This window comes from Rhizobium sp. SJZ105 (assembly GCF_007828365.1).
GTDB lineage: Bacteria > Pseudomonadota > Alphaproteobacteria > Rhizobiales > Rhizobiaceae > Agrobacterium > Agrobacterium tumefaciens.
Map to the genome: position 1 here is coordinate 216,054 of NZ_VIUP01000006.1, position 18,437 is coordinate 234,490.

General features: G+C 59.6%; 18 protein-coding genes and 1 pseudogene. 17 read left to right on the forward strand and 2 right to left on the reverse strand.

The features are described from left to right. Positions 1 to 130 precede the first annotated feature (130 nt). From FB593_RS19085 to FB593_RS19105, 5 genes and pseudogenes are all read left to right on the forward strand, one after another. The gene (locus tag FB593_RS19085; protein ID WP_003518061.1) at positions 131 to 988 is read left to right on the forward strand and encodes a LysR family transcriptional regulator; all 858 of its coding nucleotides are present in this window, start codon (positions 131 to 133) and stop codon (positions 986 to 988) included. Between the two features lies 1 nt (position 989). Next, a pseudogene (locus FB593_RS19090) lies at positions 990 to 1,475 on the forward strand (FAD-dependent oxidoreductase); the annotation flags it as partial. A 145-nt stretch (positions 1,476 to 1,620) separates the two neighbouring features. Next, positions 1,621 to 2,403 carry a pyrroline-5-carboxylate reductase gene (locus FB593_RS19095; RefSeq protein ID WP_060642179.1) on the forward strand — a complete coding sequence of 261 codons (783 nt, stop codon included), beginning with the start codon at positions 1,621 to 1,623 and terminating at the stop codon, positions 2,401 to 2,403. A 43-nt stretch (positions 2,404 to 2,446) separates the two neighbouring features. Beyond that, a complete protein-coding gene (locus tag FB593_RS19100) occupies positions 2,447 to 3,292 on the forward strand; it encodes a PhzF family phenazine biosynthesis protein (RefSeq protein ID WP_145166844.1) in 846 nt (281 codons plus the stop codon). Between the two features lie 27 nt (positions 3,293 to 3,319). Then, entirely contained in the window at positions 3,320 to 3,916 is a 597-nt protein-coding gene (locus FB593_RS19105; protein WP_113291037.1) for an NUDIX domain-containing protein, read from the forward strand. Between the two features lie 145 nt (positions 3,917 to 4,061). Here the strand turns inward: FB593_RS19105 and FB593_RS19110 are convergent, their stop codons facing one another. Beyond that, the gene (locus FB593_RS19110; RefSeq protein WP_186447942.1) at positions 4,062 to 4,985 is read right to left on the reverse strand and encodes an SMP-30/gluconolactonase/LRE family protein; all 924 of its coding nucleotides are present in this window, start codon (positions 4,983 to 4,985) and stop codon (positions 4,062 to 4,064) included. Between the two features lie 35 nt (positions 4,986 to 5,020). Continuing rightward, the gene (locus FB593_RS19115; protein WP_013761994.1) at positions 5,021 to 5,734 is read right to left on the reverse strand and encodes a GntR family transcriptional regulator; all 714 of its coding nucleotides are present in this window, start codon (positions 5,732 to 5,734) and stop codon (positions 5,021 to 5,023) included. Positions 5,735 to 5,840: 106 nt separating this feature from the next. On the opposite strand from FB593_RS19115, the gene FB593_RS19120 reads away from it, so the two are divergent. The 12 genes from FB593_RS19120 to arsB all read left to right on the forward strand — a co-directional run bounded on the left by FB593_RS19120 (position 5,841) and on the right by arsB (position 18,435). Then, the gene (locus FB593_RS19120) at positions 5,841 to 6,893 is read left to right on the forward strand and encodes a Gfo/Idh/MocA family protein (RefSeq protein WP_013761993.1); all 1,053 of its coding nucleotides are present in this window, start codon (positions 5,841 to 5,843) and stop codon (positions 6,891 to 6,893) included. Beyond that, entirely contained in the window at positions 6,886 to 7,902 is a 1,017-nt protein-coding gene (locus FB593_RS19125) for a Gfo/Idh/MocA family protein (RefSeq protein WP_019566602.1), read from the forward strand. Before FB593_RS19120 ends, FB593_RS19125 begins: the two co-directional genes overlap by 8 nt. Beyond that, a complete protein-coding gene (locus FB593_RS19130) occupies positions 7,899 to 8,972 on the forward strand; it encodes a Gfo/Idh/MocA family protein (RefSeq protein ID WP_145166845.1) in 1,074 nt (357 codons plus the stop codon). Before FB593_RS19125 ends, FB593_RS19130 begins: the two co-directional genes overlap by 4 nt. Before the next feature lie 22 nt (positions 8,973 to 8,994). Then, the gene (locus FB593_RS19135) at positions 8,995 to 10,263 is read left to right on the forward strand and encodes an ABC transporter substrate-binding protein (RefSeq protein ID WP_003518050.1); all 1,269 of its coding nucleotides are present in this window, start codon (positions 8,995 to 8,997) and stop codon (positions 10,261 to 10,263) included. Positions 10,264 to 10,320: 57 nt separating this feature from the next. Next, on the forward strand, positions 10,321 to 11,289 hold the full coding sequence (locus tag FB593_RS19140) for a carbohydrate ABC transporter permease (RefSeq protein ID WP_003518048.1): 969 nt from the start codon (positions 10,321 to 10,323) through the stop codon (positions 11,287 to 11,289). Then, entirely contained in the window at positions 11,282 to 12,325 is a 1,044-nt protein-coding gene (locus tag FB593_RS19145; protein WP_145166846.1) for a carbohydrate ABC transporter permease, read from the forward strand. Before FB593_RS19140 ends, FB593_RS19145 begins: the two co-directional genes overlap by 8 nt. Positions 12,326 to 12,348: 23 nt before the next feature. Continuing rightward, positions 12,349 to 13,428 (forward strand): ABC transporter ATP-binding protein, encoded by a 1,080-nt coding sequence (locus tag FB593_RS19150; protein ID WP_035199838.1) that lies wholly within the window; start codon positions 12,349 to 12,351, stop codon positions 13,426 to 13,428. A 38-nt stretch (positions 13,429 to 13,466) separates the two neighbouring features. Beyond that, the gene (gene araD, locus FB593_RS19155; protein WP_019566605.1) at positions 13,467 to 15,191 is read left to right on the forward strand and encodes an L-arabinonate dehydratase; all 1,725 of its coding nucleotides are present in this window, start codon (positions 13,467 to 13,469) and stop codon (positions 15,189 to 15,191) included. Between the two features lie 16 nt (positions 15,192 to 15,207). After that, positions 15,208 to 16,005: an NAD-dependent epimerase/dehydratase family protein gene (locus FB593_RS19160; protein ID WP_013761986.1), complete on the forward strand. Its 798-nt coding sequence runs from the start codon at positions 15,208 to 15,210 to the stop codon at positions 16,003 to 16,005. A gap of 34 nt (positions 16,006 to 16,039) precedes the next feature. Beyond that, the gene (locus FB593_RS19165) at positions 16,040 to 16,759 is read left to right on the forward strand and encodes a ribonuclease activity regulator RraA (RefSeq protein WP_003518042.1); all 720 of its coding nucleotides are present in this window, start codon (positions 16,040 to 16,042) and stop codon (positions 16,757 to 16,759) included. Positions 16,760 to 17,020: 261 nt separating this feature from the next. Continuing rightward, a complete protein-coding gene (locus tag FB593_RS19170; RefSeq protein WP_003518041.1) occupies positions 17,021 to 17,377 on the forward strand; it encodes an ArsR/SmtB family transcription factor in 357 nt (118 codons plus the stop codon). Then, positions 17,377 to 18,435, forward strand: a complete 1,059-nt coding sequence (gene arsB, locus FB593_RS19175; protein ID WP_111788747.1) for an ACR3 family arsenite efflux transporter — start codon at positions 17,377 to 17,379, stop codon at positions 18,433 to 18,435. The genes FB593_RS19170 and arsB overlap by 1 nt, the downstream gene beginning before the upstream one ends. The last annotated feature ends 2 nt before the right edge of the window (positions 18,436 to 18,437 follow it).

An 18,437-nucleotide genomic window follows, 5' to 3' on the forward strand; every position in this document is an offset into this window, starting at 1 on the left:
CGTGGTTCGGACTGAAGCATCAGAAGACATGCACGCTTCGATCCGTGTTTTGCAGAGTCCAAGGCAAATTAGTGAAAGCTTGACCATAACTGAATTGGATGCTTGGATATTTCAGAGACAACAAATTTGGATGATTAAAGTGACCACTCTGGATGTGGATGCCGTTCAGGCTTTCGTCACCATCGCCGATCTGCAGAGCTTCACCCGCGCTGCCGAAACGCTCGGAACCACGCAGGGTGCCATCAGCGTCAAGCTCAAGCGACTGGAAGACCGGCTCGGCCAGCGGCTTCTTGAGCGGACGCCGCGTTCGGTGCGGCTTTCCGCGCAAGGCGCCGTGTTTCTAACACCAGCCCGCGAATTCCTTGCCGCGCACGATCGCGCCATGGCAGGGCTTTTTTCCACGCGCCGACGCTTTGGCCTTGGCATCGCCGCCCATGTTGCCGGGCCGGAAGTGCCAACGCTGCTGGCGCGGCTCAACGCGCACGATCCGGGACTGACGATAGAAGTGCGGATGGACAATTCCCGCACGTTGCTGGATGCCTTCGACCGCGGCGAGATCGATGCTGCAATCATCCGGCGCGAGGATGACAGGCGTGATGGCGAAGTGCTCGGGCCAGAGCATTTCGGCTGGTTCGCAGCCCCGCAATTCGAGCATCGTCAGGGCGAGCCGCTGCGACTGGCAGCGCTTTCGCCCGCCTGCGGTGTACGTGACATCGCCGCTCGTGCTCTTGATTCCGCCGCCATCGCGTGGACGGAAGTCTTTCTTGGCGGCACCTCATCGATGGTGACCGCGGCCGTTTCGGCAGGTCTCGCCATTTCGGCATTCTCCTGCCGCCTGGCGCCACCCGGTACAATCGAGGTCAGCCAGCGTTTCAGCCTCCCGCCGCTGCCTTCCACCGAGATCGTGATGTTCTCGACCCTTACCGACAGCAGATCCCGTGAGGCGCTGCGCACACTGGCCGCCGCTTTCCGGGAGCATCGGCCGTGACTGTGAGCGACACCCAGTGGGTGCACAGGTCCTTGACTGGTCGCGCGCCCAGGTCGCACTGATGCGCCCAAGCCGGAGTACACGGGCGCTGGAAGCCATCATCCGCGATCTCATCGAGACCCGCGACGGCGCGACATATTTCGCCGAGCGCGTATGGGGCATTTCCCTCCGCTACGAGCTAGGCGGCAACGATCCGCTGGTGGGCTGAAGCGTTCCGGACTTCGCACTGGCGGACGGGAGGAGCACCGGCGAACTTCTGAGAGAGGGCAAAGGTCTGCTTTTGAATTTTAGCGTGGACGCATCGCTTGAAGCGCTGGCAGGCCGCTGGAACGGCCGGATTTCCTATGTCGCCGGCAATGCCATCGATCAATTGGGCTTGAGCACAGTCCTGGTGCGCCCCGATGGTATCGTCGCCTGGGCCACGGAGTCTGCTCCGGACAAGGAGAAATTCGCAAGGGCAGCAGCCCGTTGGTTCGGAGAGATTTAACGGGTATGTGAGGTGGCCGATCCGGTTGCCACGCCATTTCTTCGGCAGATATGCCAGCCCCCGGCAATCTAGAGATTGTTTCATTGCCTTCCTGCGTCAGCCGTACCGATGTATCGTTCCTTCCTATCAATGCAATGGAGTCATCATGTCCCTTCCCCAGAAAATCGGCTTTATCGGAACCGGCGCTATCACCGATGCGATGGTGCGGGGGCTCCTCAGCACGCCTGCCGCCGTGCCGCATATCATGGTGTCCCAACGCAGCGCGGATATCTCGGCCAGGCTTGCCGCCGATTTCCCGCAGGTGATCGTCTCCAGCGACAATCAGGCGATTGTCGACGGCTGCGATACCGTCGTTCTGGCCATCCGCCCGCAGATCGCCGAGGACGTCATCCGGCCGCTGCGGTTTCGCGAGGGGCAGAAAGTCATAAGCGTCGTTGCCGCAACCGGTCGACATGCACTGCTTGACTGGATCGGCGCGGATGTGCGCCTGACCCAGGCGATCCCGCTGCCTTTTGTCGCCCGCCGCAAAGGCGTCACGGCCGTTTACCCCTCCGATGCGGATACCGCCGCGATCTTCAACGTGCTCGGAAATGCGGTGGAATGTGAAACAAAGGCGGAATACGACCTTCTCGCCGCCGCAAGCGCCCTGATGGCAACCTATTTCGGCATTCTGCAACAGACGACGGAGTGGTTGGCGGAAAACGGCCTGCCGGAAGAAAAGGGCCGCGCCTATCTTGCACCCCTCTTCGCCGGCCTCTCCGAAGTGGCGCTGCTTGCCGGCAAGGACACGGACTTTACCGATCTCAGCCGCGAATTCGCCACCAAGGGTGGCCTGAACGAGCAGGTTCTTCAGGACTTTGACGGCAATGGCGGTTCGAGCGCATTGAAGCGGGCATTGAGCCGCGTGCTGGAACGGATTACGCAGTAGACAGTGCGCGCCGACAATCGATCCGAACTGAAAGAACGATGCAATGACCTTTACTATCCATATGATCGATGTATTCGGCTCCGGCCCGCTTTCTGGCAATCCGCTGGCGGTCGTCACGGGTGCAGACACCTTGACCACGGATGACATGCAGCGATTGACGCGGTGGTTCAATCTGTCCGAAACCACGTTTCTGCTGCCGCCCACCCACCCCCAGGCTGATTACCGTGTCCGGATATTCTCACTGGACCGGGAGATGCCTTTTGCCGGACACCCTACGCTCGGCACTTGCCATGCCTGGCTTTCCGAAAACGGCCTGCCCAAAAGCGAAACGGACATCATTCAGGAATGCGGTGCCGGTCTGGTGACGATCCGGCACGCGCATGGTCGACTTTCCTTTGCCGCTCCGCCCCTTATCCGTTCAGGCGCGCCGACACCCGCAGAGCTGGAAGAGGCCCGGCAGCTGCTGGGAATAGAGACACGCGACATCGTTGATGCCGCATGGATCGACAATGGCCCCGGCTGGTTGGGGATCAGGCTGGCATCGGCTGAGAAGGTGCTTGCCCTTGAGCCGGTCCGCAGCTGGCCCGGCCGCATTGACATTGGCGTCGTTGGTCCGCACGCAAATGGCGGCGAAGCCGCCTTCGAGGTTCGCGCCTTCTTCAGCGATCATCTGGGCGCCATCGCCGAGGATCCGGTCACCGGAAGCCTCAACGCCTCGCTGGCGCAATGGCTGTTTGCGACAGGCGTGGTCGCGGAAGACTATGTCGCCGCCCAGGGCACATGTCTTGGCCGTCAAGGCCGCATTTACCTGACCCGCGATGATACCGGCCAGATATGGGTCGGCGGCGAGACACGCACGCAAGTCGAAGGCCGGCTGCACGGCCTTTGAAAAGACAGATAATGACGAGGTGACTTGATGAATAGCAGTGTTTACCGCCCGATTTCGCAACGCGTATTGGCGGATGATTGGGGACGGCTGACCAAATATGAGTATGAACTTCAGCTAAGGGACGGAAGCTGGCAACGGCAGACCCGGGAGGCTTATGATCGCGGCAACGGAGCGACATGCCTGTTGTACAACCCCGCAAACGACCTTGTTTTGCTCACCCGCCAGTTCCGTTTGCCGGTTCTCTTGAACGGCGGCCTCGAGTCGCTGATCGAGACACCGGCGGGGCTGCTGGAAGGCGCTGAACCGGCTGCGCGCATGCGTGCGGAACTGATGGAGGAGACCGGTTATGAGGTTTCCGAACTCACCCATCTGTTCGATATCTATATGAGCCCCGGATCGGTCACCGAATACCTCGCCTTTTTCTACGGCGAATATGCCGAGAACCATAAAGTGGGCACAGGCGGCGGCTCCGCGGACGAGGGAGAAGACATAGACGTGCTGGAAATCGCTCTGCCAGACGCTATGCAGATGATCAGCCGCGGCGATATTCGCGACGCCAAGACCATCATTCTGCTGCAGCACCTCACCATCCGGCTTTTGCAGGAAAAGCACGGAACACGCTGATCTCGACCGCAATATCTACCAATGCGGAAGCGATGCTGATTACGGCCAGACTACAGGATCAACAGGACGAATTTGCCTGACGTAGACTGGCCGAAACCCATCACTTGCGTTGGGCAACAAAGATCAAAGACTTACGATTTGGGCTTCACCTGCCATCCTCAAAACGGAATGCGGGAAAGCCCTTGATGTCGGACGGAATGACCCAAACGCCACCGGAAAGAGGTACCTCGCTCAGCCTGTCTTGCGTCATGTTATGGCGGTGCGATGTCACGAAAAGCGAGCCGAAATCCGGCCCGCCAAAGCAAGGCATCGTTGGATGCGGAACAGGCATCCTTACCGTCCCGATCTGTTGACTGCCGTCTTCCGAGAAAATGTTCAAAACGCCGGCAGAGACACCCGCGCTCCAATATCGGTCGCTTATGTCAAGACATCCACCATCGGGCCTTCCGGTCTCTTCCTGCATTTGTGCGACGAGCACACCTTCATCAAATACACCGTTGGTTTTGTCGAAATTCCGCCTGCGTATCCATTTCTGCACGGAATCGCTTTGCCACATGACGGAACCGTCCTGCGAAAAAGCGAGGCCGTTGGGACATGTAAGTCCGGTCTGGATACGTTCGGCCCCGTTATTCGTAATACGCCAGAGCTCTCCATGGGGCTGCATCTGCGAGAGCGGGACATTGTGCATGGTACCAACCCAGAAAGCTCCATCCGGACCGACACGTCCGTCATTCAGCCGGCAGGCGATGCCTTCAGGTGCGGGAATGGAATGAAGTGTGCGCCGCGCGCCGCTTTCCGGATTGAGGATGAGTATATCCATCCCGCAAGCGGCAATCAGATCACCGCTCTGACAGAGCCCAAGACTGGAGACGGTTTCCGGGAACGTCCATTCACGATACTGGACGCCGCCCAGCCCAGCTGAACGTAGCTTCTTGCCAAGAATGTCGCACCAGAACAGGACCTGACGTCTTTCGTCCCACACCGGGCTTTCCGCAAGAATGCTGATTTGGTCGCACAGGAGTCCTGCCTGATCGATCGCAGGCGCGTTGTCGAAATTTGCTGTTGTCATTTTCTGTCTGAACCGTTGAATTGCGCAGCGTGGCGTTATTCGAAATATTCCTGATGTGCTTCGAAGATCTGCGACAGAATGCCGAGGACGCGGCGGAGATGCTGGCGCATATAATCCACCGCGCTCTCCTCCTCACGCGCCTTTATTGCATTGTAGACGGCCTCATGCTCCGTCAGCAGTCTGGCCATGTGTGCTTCGTCGGTAATCGCCAGCGCTCGCAGGCGGTCTAGCCCAGCCTTTTCCCGGATCAACAGGGTCTCCAGCCTTTCGAGGCCGGTTGCGGCGGCAAGGGCGCTGTGGAACTGGTCGTCATGGATACGGAAGGCCTTTTTGTCGCCAAGCTCCATCGCCACACGCTGGCCTTCCAGCGCATGCAGGATTTCCTGGTCCGCTTCGGCCGGGATGCCGGTCTGGCAGAGCCTGCGGGCAGCGGCAACCTCCAGCGCCTCACGAATGAACTGCGCGCTGCGGATATTTTTGTCCGACAGTCTGGAGACATAGGTCCCGCGGCTCGGCAGGGTGACGATCAAACCGTCATCTCGCAGCCGGCTCAACGCCTCGCGCACCGGGGTGCGGCTGGAGTTGAAGGACTGGCCAATCTCGTTTTCCGACACGGCCTGGCCCGGAAACAGCTCCCGCGAAAGGATGGCAGATTTCAGCGCCGAATAGATCTGGTCCACAACCGGTCGGTTGAAATCCAGTCGTTCCATCATCGGCACCGTGCCGCCTGTCATCGGGATCTTTGGCATACGCTCTCCAAATGTCTTTCTCTGTAACCGGTATACCGGAACACTGGTGTGTTGACAACCGGCATACCGGTATGCAATTGAATGGCCATGGGAAGGAGGCTCCCGAATGCAAAATATCAAGACCTGCGTCATCGTTGGTGCCGGAATGGTAGCGAAGACGCATGTGCTTGCCTGTGCGGCAAGCCCTGAAAAAATCCGCCTGAAAGCGATTGTCGACGGTGGCTCCGGCCGCGCGAAAGCGCTGGCTGCCGAAGCGGCAAAACACACTGGTCACCACGTTGCCGTATACGCGTCAATCGAGGAAGCCGCGCGTGACGGCGATGTCGATTTCGCCATCATCGCAACGCCGCCCAATGCCCGCGCCGATATCGTCGGTCCGCTTGCAAAAGCCGGCAAACACATTCTTCTCGAAAAGCCTGTCGCCCGCAACACGCGGGAAGCGGCCGATCTGGTAGCGCTCTGCCGCGATGCGGGTGTAACGCTCGGTATCATTTTCCAGCACCGCATGCGCGCCGCATCGCAAAAGGCACGCGAACTGGTCGCATCCGGCACGCTCGGCGAACTAGGCCTTTGCGAGATTTCGGTGCCGTGGTGGCGTACCCAGGCCTATTATGATGAGCCGGGACGCGGCACGCTTGCGCGTGACGGCGGCGGCGTTCTGATATCGCAGGCAATCCACACGATCGATCTGGCCCTGAGCCTTGCAGGCCCTGTTGCCCGCGTGCAGGCCATGGCGGCAACGACGCGTTTTCACAAGATGGAAACCGAGGATTACGTATCGGCCGGCCTTCGTTTCAAAAACGGCGCCGTCGGCTCGCTCGTCGCGAGCACCGCAAGCTTTCCCGGTGCGCCTGAATCCATTCTTCTCCATTTCGACAAGGCAAGCCTGCGGCTCGCATCCGGCCTGCTGCATGTCGACTGGCGCGACGGCCGCCAGGAAACCTTCGGTGGTGCCGCTTCCGGCACCGGCGGCGGCGCCGATCCCATGGCTTTCACGCATGAATGGCACCAGGGCGTTTTCGACGATTTCGTCGACGCCATTTCTTCAGGGCGTCCGCCGGTCGTCACCGGTGAAGCAGCTCTTTTGTCTCACAGACTGATCGACGCGATCATCAACTCAGCCGAAACCGGCAAGGAAGTGGAACTGCAGGATGAGTAAACCAATCAAGTTCGTGGCTCTCGGCATAGAGCACAGGCACATTTTCGGCATGGCGCAGAACATGCTGGATGCCGGTGCGCAATTCGCGGGCTGGTGGACGCAAGGCGAGCCGGACGTGGTCGAAGGTTTCGTAAAGCGCTTCCCGGACGTGCCGCGTGCTGCCTCCAAGGAGGATTTGCTGGCTGACCAAACCATCGATCTCGTCATCATTGCCGACATTCCGTCCAAGCGTGCCGATCTTGCCATCGCTGCCATGGAAGCGGGCAAGGACGTCATGTCCGACAAGCCGGGCTGCACCACGTTCGACCAGCTTGAGCGCCTGCGCCAGACCGTTGCCAAGACCAAAAGAATCTGGACCGTCGATTTTTCCGAGCGCTTCGAAGTCCCGAGCGTCACGAAAGCCGCCGAGCTGGTTGCACAGGGTGCCATCGGCCGCGTCATCCAGACGGTTGGCCTTGGTCCGCACCGCCTGAACCGACAAATTCGCCCGACATGGTTCTTCGAACGCGAGGCCTATGGCGGCATTCTCACCGATATTGCCAGCCACCAGATCGACCAGTTCATGTTCTTTACCGGCTCCACCGAGGTTGAGATCGTATCTGCCACCGTTGCCAATTACGCCAATCCGGGCGATCCGGGCCTGCAGGATTTCGGCGAAGTCGTGCTGCGCGGCGACAAGGGCCATGGGTATATCCGCGTCGACTGGTACACACCCGATGCACTGCCGACATGGGGTGATGGCCGCCTGACGATCCTCGGTACCGAAGGTTACATCGAACTGCGCAAATACGTTGATGTCGGCAACACCGAGGGCACAGACCGTCTGATCCTCGTCAATGGCGACCGTTGCGAATATATCGACGCATCCGGTGCCGGCCTGCCCTACTTCGCCCGTGTATGCGACGATATCCGCAACCGCACGGAAACTGCCATGACGCAGGAACACGTCTTCAAGGTTTGTGACCTCTCGCTTCAGGCGCAGGCCAAGGCTGAAGGAACCGCAGCATGATCGGCGTCGCCATTATCGGCGCCGGTATCGGCGCACAGCATCTCACCGGTTATCTGGCGCTGCCGGAACGTTTCACCGTCAAGGCGATCTGCGATCTTGATGTGGAGCGGGCACGGGCGGTGGCTGGCGAAAATTCTTCCATCCGCATCACGGCGGATCTCGAAGAAGTCCTCGCCGATGAAAGCATTTCGCTCATAGACGTCTGCCTGCCGCCGCATCTGCATTTCCCCGTAATGCTGAAGGCCCACGCGGCCGGCAAGGACGTGGTCTGCGAAAAGCCGCTGGTGCGTTCGCTGGAGGAAGCAAATGCGCTGATGGACTCTGTCAAGAAGACCGGACGGCGCGTCTTTCCGGTTTTCCAGTATCGTTTTGGTCCCGCCCTACGGCAGCTGCGCGCCCTCATCGACGCCGGACTTGCTGGCAAAGCCTATGTGGCAAGCTCGGAAGTTCACTGGAACCGTGGCGCGAGCTACTACGACATTCCCTGGCGCGGCACCTGGAAGGGTGAATGTGGCGGCGCGATCCTCGGTCACGCCATCCATGCCCACGACCTTCTGTGCCATGTCCTCGGTCCGGTCGATGAAGTCTTCGCCATGGCCGACACCCGGGTGAACAGGATCGAGACGGAAGACTGCGCCGCCATCAGCTTCCGCATGAAGAGCGGCGCGCTCGCCACCAGCTCGGTCACGCTTGGTGCAGCCGACGACACGTCCCGTCTGCGGTTCTGCTTCGAAGGCTTCACGGCCGAAAGCGGAACGCTGCCCTATCGTCCGGCGGAAGATAAATGGCACTTTACGGCGCGGGCGCCGACCACGCAGGACCAGATCGACGCCGTTCTCGCAACGGTTAAAGATGGCGAAAACGGCTTTACCGGTTTTGTCGAGGCGATTGCAAATGCGATGGAGGGTCGCGCGGGCAAGGAAGTGACGATTACGGACGGCTTGCAGTCCATCGAACTCGTAACCGCAATCTACACATCGGTACAGGAAGGCACGGCCGTTCGCCTGCCGCTGACCGCTGACAATGAGCGGCTCAAGGGTTGGGCTCCGCGCGCGTCCGCCACGGCATAATCATCTAAAGGGAGGAAACCAGATGAGCAGAAAATACAGCCTGGCGTTTGCCTTGGCCCTCGGGACGGCATTTTTTGCCGGTGCCGCTGAGGCACAGGAAGTTCGCTTCACCTGCGCCTATGACGGCAACGGCTGCGAAGTCCTGAAGGACATCCTGTCGCGTTACGAAAAACAGCATCCTGACGTCAAGATCGTTACGGATATCGTGCCCTACAAGGCGCTTCTCGAAGGCCTGCCGGTGCAGCTCGCCGGCGGCAGCGGCCCGGATTTCGCAACCGTCACCGATCTTGGCGGCCTCAATCGCTATTATCTCGACCTGACGCCCTACGTGGATGCGAAGTACTGGCAGGACAATTTCGGCGATGTGCTGAAATGGTATCGTAGCGGCCCCGACGACAAGGGCATCTATGGTATGCAGACGCAGCTTACCATTACCGGCGCCTTCATCAACCGCACCTTGTTCGATCAGGCGAAAGTCGCCGTTCCCGGCAAGGATGCGACTTTTGACGACTGGGCGAAGGCCGCAAATGAAGTGGCCAAGGCCACCGGCTCGCCATACCCCATGGCGATCGACCGCTCCGGTCACCGTATCGCAGGTCCGGCTATTTCCTACGGTGCGAAACTTTTCGACGCCGACGGCAAGCCGATCCTGGTCGACGAGGGCTTCACCACTTTCGTGAAGAAATTCGTCGAGTGGAACAAGGACGGCACCATGGCGCGTGACGTCTGGGCCGGTCAGGGTGGCAATACCTACCGCGACGCGGCGCAGGAATTCATCAACGGTCAGCTCGTCTATTATTATTCCGGCAGCTGGCAGACAGCGCGCTTCGACAGTCAGGTCGGCGATGCTTTCGACTGGGAAGTCGTGTCGCAGCCATGCGGACCGGCCGCATGCACCGGCATGCCGGGCGGAACGGGTATCGTGGGCTTCAAACAGACCAAGAACCCCAAGATCGTCGCGGATATTCTGAACTTCCTTGCGCAGGACGAAAATTACCTCGATTTCACCGTCCGTACCCGCAACGTCCCGGCTCACAAGGCCGTCGGCGCAAAGCCTATCGACTACACCGGCGCAACCCCGGCGACCCAGAAGGCCATGAACGCGTGGCTGGATCAGGTCCCCGGTATCAGCCCCGTCGCCTACGCCTATCAGGGCTACAAGAACAACCGCGCGATGTTCAACATTTCCGTCCAGCGCGTCACGCAGGCGATTGTTGGCGAAAGCTCGGTTGACGACGCCATGACACGTGCGAAGGCCGATCTTGAGGAAGCGTTGAAACAGGCGAAGTGATCCATCGCCTTCCGGCGCGGCCTTGCCGCGCCGCGCCGGATCGAAGGAGGACCATCAATGTACAGACTTCTTGCGCCCGTCATGGGCATCATAGAGCTGCCTTTCGCCCTCTTGCAGAAAATGCTCGGGCATCGGCGCATCGCATGGGTGTTTCTGACACCCAATCTCCTGTTGTTTGCGGTCTTCGCGTTTTTGCCGATCGTTCTCAACATGGCTTATTCAGTGACCGGCAGCGAGCATATCCTGCTGTCGGAACGCCCCTCCGTGGGCGGCGAAAACTTCTCGGTCCTTCTCTCGTGCCAGAACTATTTCGATCCCAATTCCTGTCAGCGCGATCTTTTCTGGCGCTCCGTCTGGAACACGCTTTTCTTCGTCGTGCTGCAGGTCGGGTTCATGGTGGGCTTCTCGCTGATTACGGCGGTCGTGCTCAACCGTGACATCAGGGCACGCGGTTTCTTCCGCGCCGTCTTCTTCTTTCCCGTGCTGCTTTCACCGGTGGTCGTGGCGCTGATATGGAAGTGGATATTGCAGCGTTTCGGCGTCCTGAACGCTGCGCTCGATTCCCTCGGCATCGGTTCGGTGGACTGGCTGCTGGAGGCCAACCTTGCCTTTGGATGGTCGGTATTCCTGTCCGTCTGGGCGCATATGGGCTTTTACACGCTCATCCTGCTTGCCGGCCTTCAAGCCATTCCGCGTGACGTCTATGAGGCGGCACAGCTGGACAAGGCAAGCCCGTGGCGGATTTTCCGCCGGATCACAATGCCGCTTCTCGCCCCGACCATGCTGGTGGTTCTCGTATTGTCCCTCATCAAGGGCGTACAGACCTTCGATGAAGTCTTCGCATTTACCGGCGGTGGGCCGGGTTCGGCGACGACCTTCATCATTCAATTCATCTATCAGACTGGTTTTGCCGGAACACCCCGCAACTTCGGACTGGCCGCGGCGGCTTCGCTGCTGCTTGCTGTGGTTCTCGTGGTGCTGACTGCCCTGCAATTCCGGGCCAACAGGAGCAAAGTCGATGGCTAGGATTGGCGCATTTCTAACCCGCACACGCGGCAGAAACGGCAAATTGCACTGGACCGACTGGCTGTCCTACGCCTATCTCGGCGTTGCCGTTCTGATGATGTTCGGACCCGTTCTCTGGCTCGTTCTCTCCTCCTTCAAGACGGAAGCCGACCTCCAGCGTTTTCCGCCGCGCCTGCTTCCCTATGCGCAGGAAACCGTGGTCGTTGACGGTCAGGCCGCACCTTTGCCGGCCTTTGTCGACAAGGAAGGCCGCAAGCTCGGCATGATCAGGCGCGTCGGGCTCGTCGCCCAGGTGGTGGATCCGGCAAAGCCCGGCGAAGTCATGAAGATGCCGTTCAACGAGCTGCGCCCGGCCGAGAAGGTTGCACTGGCGACGGAGAACTACACCGAGCTTTTCCAGCGCTTCAACTTTCCGCTTTATTTCTGGAACTCGACCTTCATCACCGTGACGTCGACCGTCATCATGCTGATCGTGAACTCCATGGCGGCCTTTGCACTGTCGAAATACAGCTTCAAGGGCAGAGGCGTGGTTCTGGCACTCGTCGTCGGAACGTTGATGATCCCGCAGACCGTCGTGCTCGTTCCGCTTTTTCTCATCACCAGCCAGCTCGGCATGATCAACAGCCTGTGGGGTGTGATCATTCCAGGAGCGGCCACACCGACAGGGGTATTTTTGCTGCGCCAATACATGCTGACCATCCCGGATGAAATCCTAGATGCGGCACGCATGGACAAGGCCAGCGAATGGAAAATCTACTGGCGCATCATCCTGCCGCTGTCTGCACCGGCGCTCGCGGTGCTGGCCATCCTCGCCATCATGTGGCGTTGGAACGACTTCCTGTGGCCGCTTATCGTGCTGACGCGTAACGACAATTTCACCCTGCAACTGGCGCTCAACTCCTTCCAGGGCGAAATGACGACAGAGTGGAGCAATCTGCTGGCCATGACGGTGCTGACATTGGCGCCAATCGCGCTGGTCTTCATGTTCCTGCAAAAATATATCGCCACCGGCATCGCATCGACCGGCGGAAAATGATCCTCAAGGGAGGGAATGACACAATGGCAAGTATAGAGCTTCGTCAGGTCAAAAAAACATATGGCGCCCTCGACGTCATCAAGGGTATCGATCTCGATATCAAGCACGGCGAGTTCTGTGTTTTCGTCGGCCCGTCCGGTTGCGGAAAGTCGACGCTGCTGCGCATGATCTCCGGTCTTGAAGAGCTGAGCGGCGGCGATATCGTCATCGGCGGCGATGTGGTGAACGCGGTTCCGGCTGCCGATCGCGGGCTTGCCATGGTGTTCCAGTCCTATGCGCTCTACCCGCATATGACGGTTCGGGAAAACCTGTCCTTCGGCCTGGAAAATATCGGCACGCCGAAAAAAGACATCGTCGAGAAGGTCTCACAGGTGTCCAAGATGCTGCAGATCGACCAGCTGCTTGAGCGGCGGCCGAAGGACCTGTCGGGCGGCCAGCGACAGCGCGTCGCGATCGGTCGCGCTGTCGTGCGCGAACCGCGGGTTTTCCTGTTTGACGAGCCGCTGTCGAACCTCGATGCGGAACTGCGCGTGGATATGCGCGGCGAGATTTCCAGCCTGCATCGGCGTCTTGGCAATACCATGATCTATGTGACCCACGATCAGGTGGAGGCCATGACGATGGCCGACAAGATTGCCGTGCTGCGCGCCGGAAAGCTCGAGCAGTTCGGCGTTCCCCTCGATCTTTATAATCGCCCCGCAAACCTTTTCGTAGCAGGCTTCATCGGTTCGCCGAAGATGAACTTCTTCGCCGGCGAAGTAGTAGCAGAAGGTCAGCCGTCCCTTAAAATCGCGACCGGCGAATTGATCCCGTTGCCGCAGAGCGGCTTTTCCTACGCATCCGGCCAGAAGGTCACGCTCGGCATTCGCCCCAACCATGTGCAGCCCACACCGGACGGTGCGGTGACCATGTCCGTGCGAACGGCAGAGCAGCTCGGCGGGGAATCCTATCTCTATGGCAACCTCGGTGACGGCAGCCACGTCACCCTGCATCTTGAGGGGCAGACATCGACATCGGCTGGCGAAGTCATCCGCATGTCGGCGCCCCTCCAACATATCCACCTCTTCGATACGAAAAGCGGGCTGACGCTGAAGCAGGACTAAGCCTCCGTCGCCACGCCCCGTAAAGCAGGACCTTTGACATGACCGACAAAAAACTCCGTTCCTCCCGCTGGTTCGCGCCTGACGATCTGCGCAGTTTCGGCCACCGCTCACGCATGATGCAGCTTGGCTATTCGGAGGAGGATTTTGCCGGCAAGCCCGTCATCGGCATTCTCAACACCTGGTCGGAGCTGAATACCTGTCACTCGCATTTTCCCGAACGTGTGAAGGATGTGAAGCGCGGCGTTCTACAGGCAGGTGGCTTCCCGGTCGAGATGCCCTCGCTTTCGGTCGATGAGAGTTTCACCAAGCCGACCTCCATGCTCTATCGCAACATGCTCGCCATGGAGACGGAGGAAATGATCCGTTCGCATCCGCTGGATGGCGTGGTGCTGATGGGTGGTTGCGACAAGACCACCCCCGGCCTCGTCATGGGAGCGATCTCGGCCGGCGTGCCGATGATCTATCTTCCGGCCGGGCCGATGCTGCGCGGCAACTATGCCGGCAAGGTGCTGGGCTCCGGCTCCGATGCCTGGAAATACTGGGACGAGCGCCGGGCCGGTAACGTGACCGATGAAGAATGGCGCGGCGTGCAGGGCGGCATTGCCCGCTCCGCCGGCGTCTGCATGACCATGGGTACGGCATCGACCATGACGGCAATCACCGATGCGCTCGGTCTCACTTTGCCCGGCGCTTCCTCCATCCCGGCGGTGGACGCCGAACACCAGCGCATGTCGGCAGGCTGTGGCCGTCGCATTGTGGAAATGGTGGCCGAGGAGCTGACCCCGGATCGTATTCTTACTGCGGCCGCGTTTCGGAATGCGGCCATCGTTGCCATGGCGACCGGTTGTTCCACCAATGCCGTCGTGCATCTGATTGCCATGGCGCGCCGCGCCGGTGTACCGATGACGCTGGACGAGCTGGACGAACTCGGCCGCGTGACGCCGCTTATCGCCAATGTCCGCCCCTCCGGCAAAGATTACCTGATGGAGGATTTTTATTATGCGGGCGGTCTGCGAGCCCTGATGAAGCAGATCGAAAGCCGTCTGGACTGTTCCGTGCTCACCGTTACCGGCCGCAGCATGGGCGAAAACCTCGAAGGCGCGCGGGTCTATAATGACGACGTCATCCGCTCGCTGGATAACCCTGTTTACGCTGAAGGATCGCTTGCCGTTCTACGCGGCAATCTCTGCCCGGATGGTGCTGTGATCAAGCCCGCCGCCTGCGATCCGAAACTCCATTTCCATGAAGGTCCGGCGCTGGTCTTCGATAGCTACCCCGAGATGAAGGCGGCAATCGACGATGAAAATCTGGATGTGACGCCCGATCACGTTCTGGTTCTGCGTAATGCGGGCCCGCTTGGCGGCCCAGGCTTTCCCGAATGGGGCATGTTGCCCATCCCCAAGGCGCTGATCAAGAAGGGTCACCGCGATATGGTGCGCATCTCCGATGCCCGCATGTCCGGCACCTCCTATGGCGCCTGCGTTCTTCATGTCGCGCCGGAAAGCTTCGTCGGCGGGCCGCTTGCCCTGCTGAAGACCGGCGATATCGTGCGGCTCGATCTGCCCCAGCGCCGTCTCGACATGCTGGTCAGCGAAGAGGAGATCGCCCAGCGTCGGGCCGCATGGCAGGCGCCGCCGCCGCGTTACGAGCGTGGTTATGGCTACATCTTCTCGAAACACGTTACCCAGGCGGATGCCGGATGCGATTTCGATTTCCTGCAGACGGATTTCGGCCGCACCGCTGGCGAACCCGACATATTCTGAGACGGGAGCGCGCAAAATGATGAAACGTTTGCTGATTACGGGCGCCGGCGGCAAGCTGGGCAGCATGTTGCGCGGCAGGCTCGGCCACCTCGCGGAGATCATCCGCCTTTCGGATGTGGTTGATATGGGTGCGGCGGCAGCGAATGAAGAGATCATCCGCTGCTCTCTGGAGGACGGTGGCGCCGTCCATGCGCTGGTGAAGGATTGCGACGGCATCGTCCATCTCGGCGGCATCTCCGTCGAAAAGGCTTACGATCCCATCGAGGCCGCCAATCTGCGCGGTGTCTATAATCTTTACGAGGCAGCAAGGCTTGCTGGCATGCCACGCATCCTGTTTGCCTCCAGCAACCACACCATCGGATATTATCCGCAGGGTGAGCAGCTATCGCCGCAGACGCCGTTTTTGCCGGATGGCCTTTACGGCGTCTCGAAGATTTTCGGCGAGGCAATGGCGAGCCTCTACCATTCCAAATTCGGACAGGAAACGGCCATCGTCCGCATCGGCTCCTGCGAAGAGAAGCCCACCAACTGGCGCATGTTATCCACCTGGCTCAGCCATGACGATCTGGTCTCCCTGGTAGAGTGCGTATTTCACGCGCCAAAACTCGGTTGCCCGGTCATCTGGGGCGTCTCTGCCAATGACGACAGCTGGTGGGATAATTCCCACGTCGATTTTCTCGGCTGGCAGCGGCGGGATAATGCCGCACGCTTCCGGGCCGATATCGAACGGGATGTCCCTCGCCCTGATCCGGATGCCGCAATCGCGAAATACCAGGGCGGCGTTTTCATAGACGAACCGATCCACAAAAACTGATGTGCAGACACTCACGCTATTCGAGGAGAATAAGATGAATACAGAAACCAGGGAAAAATTGATGACGGTTTCCGTCGCCACCCTCGCAACCGCACTCTACAAGCGCGGCCTGCGCAACCAGGTCATTCAGGGTGTGCACCCGCTTGGCCACAAGGGCGCGAACATGGTTGGGCCCGCTTTCACGCTGCGTTACATGCCCGCCCGCGAAGACCGCAACCAGCTGGTGGAATTCCGCAACCCCGCACATCCCCAGCGCGTCGCCATTGAGACCTGCCCGCCCGGCCACGTACTGGTCATGGACAGCCGCAAAGACCCGAGCGCCGCATCTGCTGGTGATATTCTCATCACCCGCCTGATGGTGCGCGGTGCTGCCGGCGTCGTTACGGATGGCGGTTTCCGCGATGCTGCGACGATTGCGGAGCTGGATATTCCAGCCTACCACACCCGACCATCCAGCCCTACCAATCTCACCAAACACGAAGCAATTGAAATCAACGGACCGATCGGCTGCGGCGATGCCCCGATTTTCCCCGGGGATATCATTGTCGGTGATGCGGATTGCGTCATCGTCATCCCCGCCGGAATTGCCGACGAAATCGCGACAGAAGCGGTGGAAATGACCGCTTACGAGGATTTCGTGGTCGAACAGGTGAAGGGCGGCGCAACCATCATCGGTCTTTATCCCTGCACGAAGGACGAACACCAGAAAGCTTTCGCCGTATGGCGCGAACAGAGAGACCGTTCGGGCGCGTGAGCCGAACAGAACGCTTGCCGGTTTCGTCCGCAATGCCTTGAAGCAAGCCTGCATGGGTAGCGTCCCACTCATGCAGGCGGACTCGCATGTACAATAATACCAAGTCGCCGAAGCGACTGGGCCGACGACTTTTTCGCACTAAAAACCGGCCCGAAATGGGTTTCTGTCGATAGTCGTAAAATGATCCCCTGGAGTTTGTGGTGTTTGGTAACACCCGCAAAAACACATTGACTATGCCTATATTTCCATTAATCTGGATATATGGAACAAGAACAAGCTATTCTCGCTTTGGCGGCGCTTGCCCAGCCAACCCGTCTCGAAACTTTTCGGCTTCTTGTGCGGCACGCACCGGAAGGCTTGCCGGCGGGTGACATCGCGCGCGCGCTGGTGGTGCCCCAAAACACCATGTCCGCGCATCTGAATGTTCTGTCACGCGCGGGCCTCGTATCATCGCAACGCCAGAGCAGAATCATCATGTATCGCGCGCAGATAGAACAGCTTCGCGACATGACGCTGTTTCTCCTGAAAGATTGTTGTGGTGGATCGGCAGAGCTTTGCGCTCCGCTGATCGCCGAGTTGACGCCCTGCTGCACTCCACACGCGGGAAAGTCCGCCTGATGTCCACATTTGAACGTTACCTAACCGTCTGGGTGTTTCTGTGCATCATCGTCGGTGTCGCCCTCGGCCATTTGCTGCCCGGCGTCTTCCAGCTCATTGGCGCGGCCGAGATTGCCAAGGTGAATATCCCGGTCGCAATCCTGATCTGGCTGATGATCATTCCGATGCTTCTGAAGATCGATTTCCGCTCTCTCACGCAGGTCGGCACCTACTGGCGGGGTATCGGCGTCACGCTGTTCATCAACTGGGCCGTCAAGCCGTTCTCGATGGCGTTGCTGGGCTGGCTCTTCATCGGCTGGCTGTTCCGCCCCTATCTTCCCGCTGACCAGATCGACTCCTATATTGCGGGACTGATCATTCTTGCCGCAGCGCCCTGCACTGCCATGGTCTTTGTGTGGTCTAACCTGACACGCGGCGAACCACTATTCACGCTCTCGCAGGTCGCACTCAACGATGCGATCATGGTCATCGCCTTTGCTCCCATTGTCGGCCTTTTGCTTGGCCTGTCCGCAATCACCGTTCCATGGGACACGCTCGTCCTCTCCGTTGCCCTCTATATCGTCGTGCCCGTCTTCCTCGCGCAGTTCATCCGGCACCGGCTCATGGCGGACGGAACGTCACGGATGCTCGATCGCATTCTCGCAAGGCTGCAGCCGATTTCGCTGCTAGCGCTGCTTGCAACACTGGTTCTTCTCTTCGCCTTCCAGGGCGAGCAGATTATCGCCCAACCGGCCGTTATTGGCTTGCTTGCAATCCCCATCCTTATCCAGGTCTATCTGAACTCCGGGCTCGCCTATCTTCTGAACCGGATGAGCGGCGAACGGCACTGCATTGCCGGTCCGTCGGCACTGATCGGTGCAAGCAATTTCTTCGAACTCGCAGTTGCGGCCGCTATCAGCCTGTTCGGTTTTCAATCAGGCGCAGCACTGGCAACCGTTGTCGGTGTCCTCATCGAGGTTCCGGTCATGCTCTCGGTCGTCTGGATCGTGAACCGCTCGAAGGATTGGTACGAGGCGGCCCCAGCCGTTTCCCGAAACACAATTACCGAAAGGCAATGAGC

What these genes read in the sequence shown, in the direction of transcription:
- FB593_RS19145 (WP_145166846.1), top strand. Translation starts at nt 11,282, where the DNA reads ATGGCTAGGATTGGCGCATTTCTAACCCGCACACGCGGCAGAAACGGC.
- FB593_RS19125 (WP_019566602.1), top strand. Translation starts at nt 6,886, where the DNA reads ATGAGTAAACCAATCAAGTTCGTGGCTCTCGGCATAGAGCACAGGCAC.
- FB593_RS19095 (WP_060642179.1), top strand. Translation starts at nt 1,621, where the DNA reads ATGTCCCTTCCCCAGAAAATCGGCTTTATCGGAACCGGCGCTATCACC.
- FB593_RS19150 (WP_035199838.1), top strand. Translation starts at nt 12,349, where the DNA reads ATGGCAAGTATAGAGCTTCGTCAGGTCAAAAAAACATATGGCGCCCTC.
- FB593_RS19115 (WP_013761994.1), bottom strand. Translation starts at nt 5,734, where the DNA reads ATGCCAAAGATCCCGATGACAGGCGGCACGGTGCCGATGATGGAACGA.
- FB593_RS19135 (WP_003518050.1), top strand. Translation starts at nt 8,995, where the DNA reads ATGAGCAGAAAATACAGCCTGGCGTTTGCCTTGGCCCTCGGGACGGCA.
- arsB (WP_111788747.1), top strand. Translation starts at nt 17,377, where the DNA reads ATGTCCACATTTGAACGTTACCTAACCGTCTGGGTGTTTCTGTGCATC.
- FB593_RS19085 (WP_003518061.1), top strand. Translation starts at nt 131, where the DNA reads ATGATTAAAGTGACCACTCTGGATGTGGATGCCGTTCAGGCTTTCGTC.
- araD (WP_019566605.1), top strand. Translation starts at nt 13,467, where the DNA reads ATGACCGACAAAAAACTCCGTTCCTCCCGCTGGTTCGCGCCTGACGAT.
- FB593_RS19100 (WP_145166844.1), top strand. Translation starts at nt 2,447, where the DNA reads ATGACCTTTACTATCCATATGATCGATGTATTCGGCTCCGGCCCGCTT.
- FB593_RS19130 (WP_145166845.1), top strand. Translation starts at nt 7,899, where the DNA reads ATGATCGGCGTCGCCATTATCGGCGCCGGTATCGGCGCACAGCATCTC.
- FB593_RS19165 (WP_003518042.1), top strand. Translation starts at nt 16,040, where the DNA reads ATGAATACAGAAACCAGGGAAAAATTGATGACGGTTTCCGTCGCCACC.
- FB593_RS19140 (WP_003518048.1), top strand. Translation starts at nt 10,321, where the DNA reads ATGTACAGACTTCTTGCGCCCGTCATGGGCATCATAGAGCTGCCTTTC.
- FB593_RS19170 (WP_003518041.1), top strand. Translation starts at nt 17,021, where the DNA reads ATGGAACAAGAACAAGCTATTCTCGCTTTGGCGGCGCTTGCCCAGCCA.
- FB593_RS19110 (WP_186447942.1), bottom strand. Translation starts at nt 4,985, where the DNA reads ATGACAACAGCAAATTTCGACAACGCGCCTGCGATCGATCAGGCAGGA.
- FB593_RS19160 (WP_013761986.1), top strand. Translation starts at nt 15,208, where the DNA reads ATGATGAAACGTTTGCTGATTACGGGCGCCGGCGGCAAGCTGGGCAGC.
- FB593_RS19120 (WP_013761993.1), top strand. Translation starts at nt 5,841, where the DNA reads ATGCAAAATATCAAGACCTGCGTCATCGTTGGTGCCGGAATGGTAGCG.
- FB593_RS19105 (WP_113291037.1), top strand. Translation starts at nt 3,320, where the DNA reads ATGAATAGCAGTGTTTACCGCCCGATTTCGCAACGCGTATTGGCGGAT.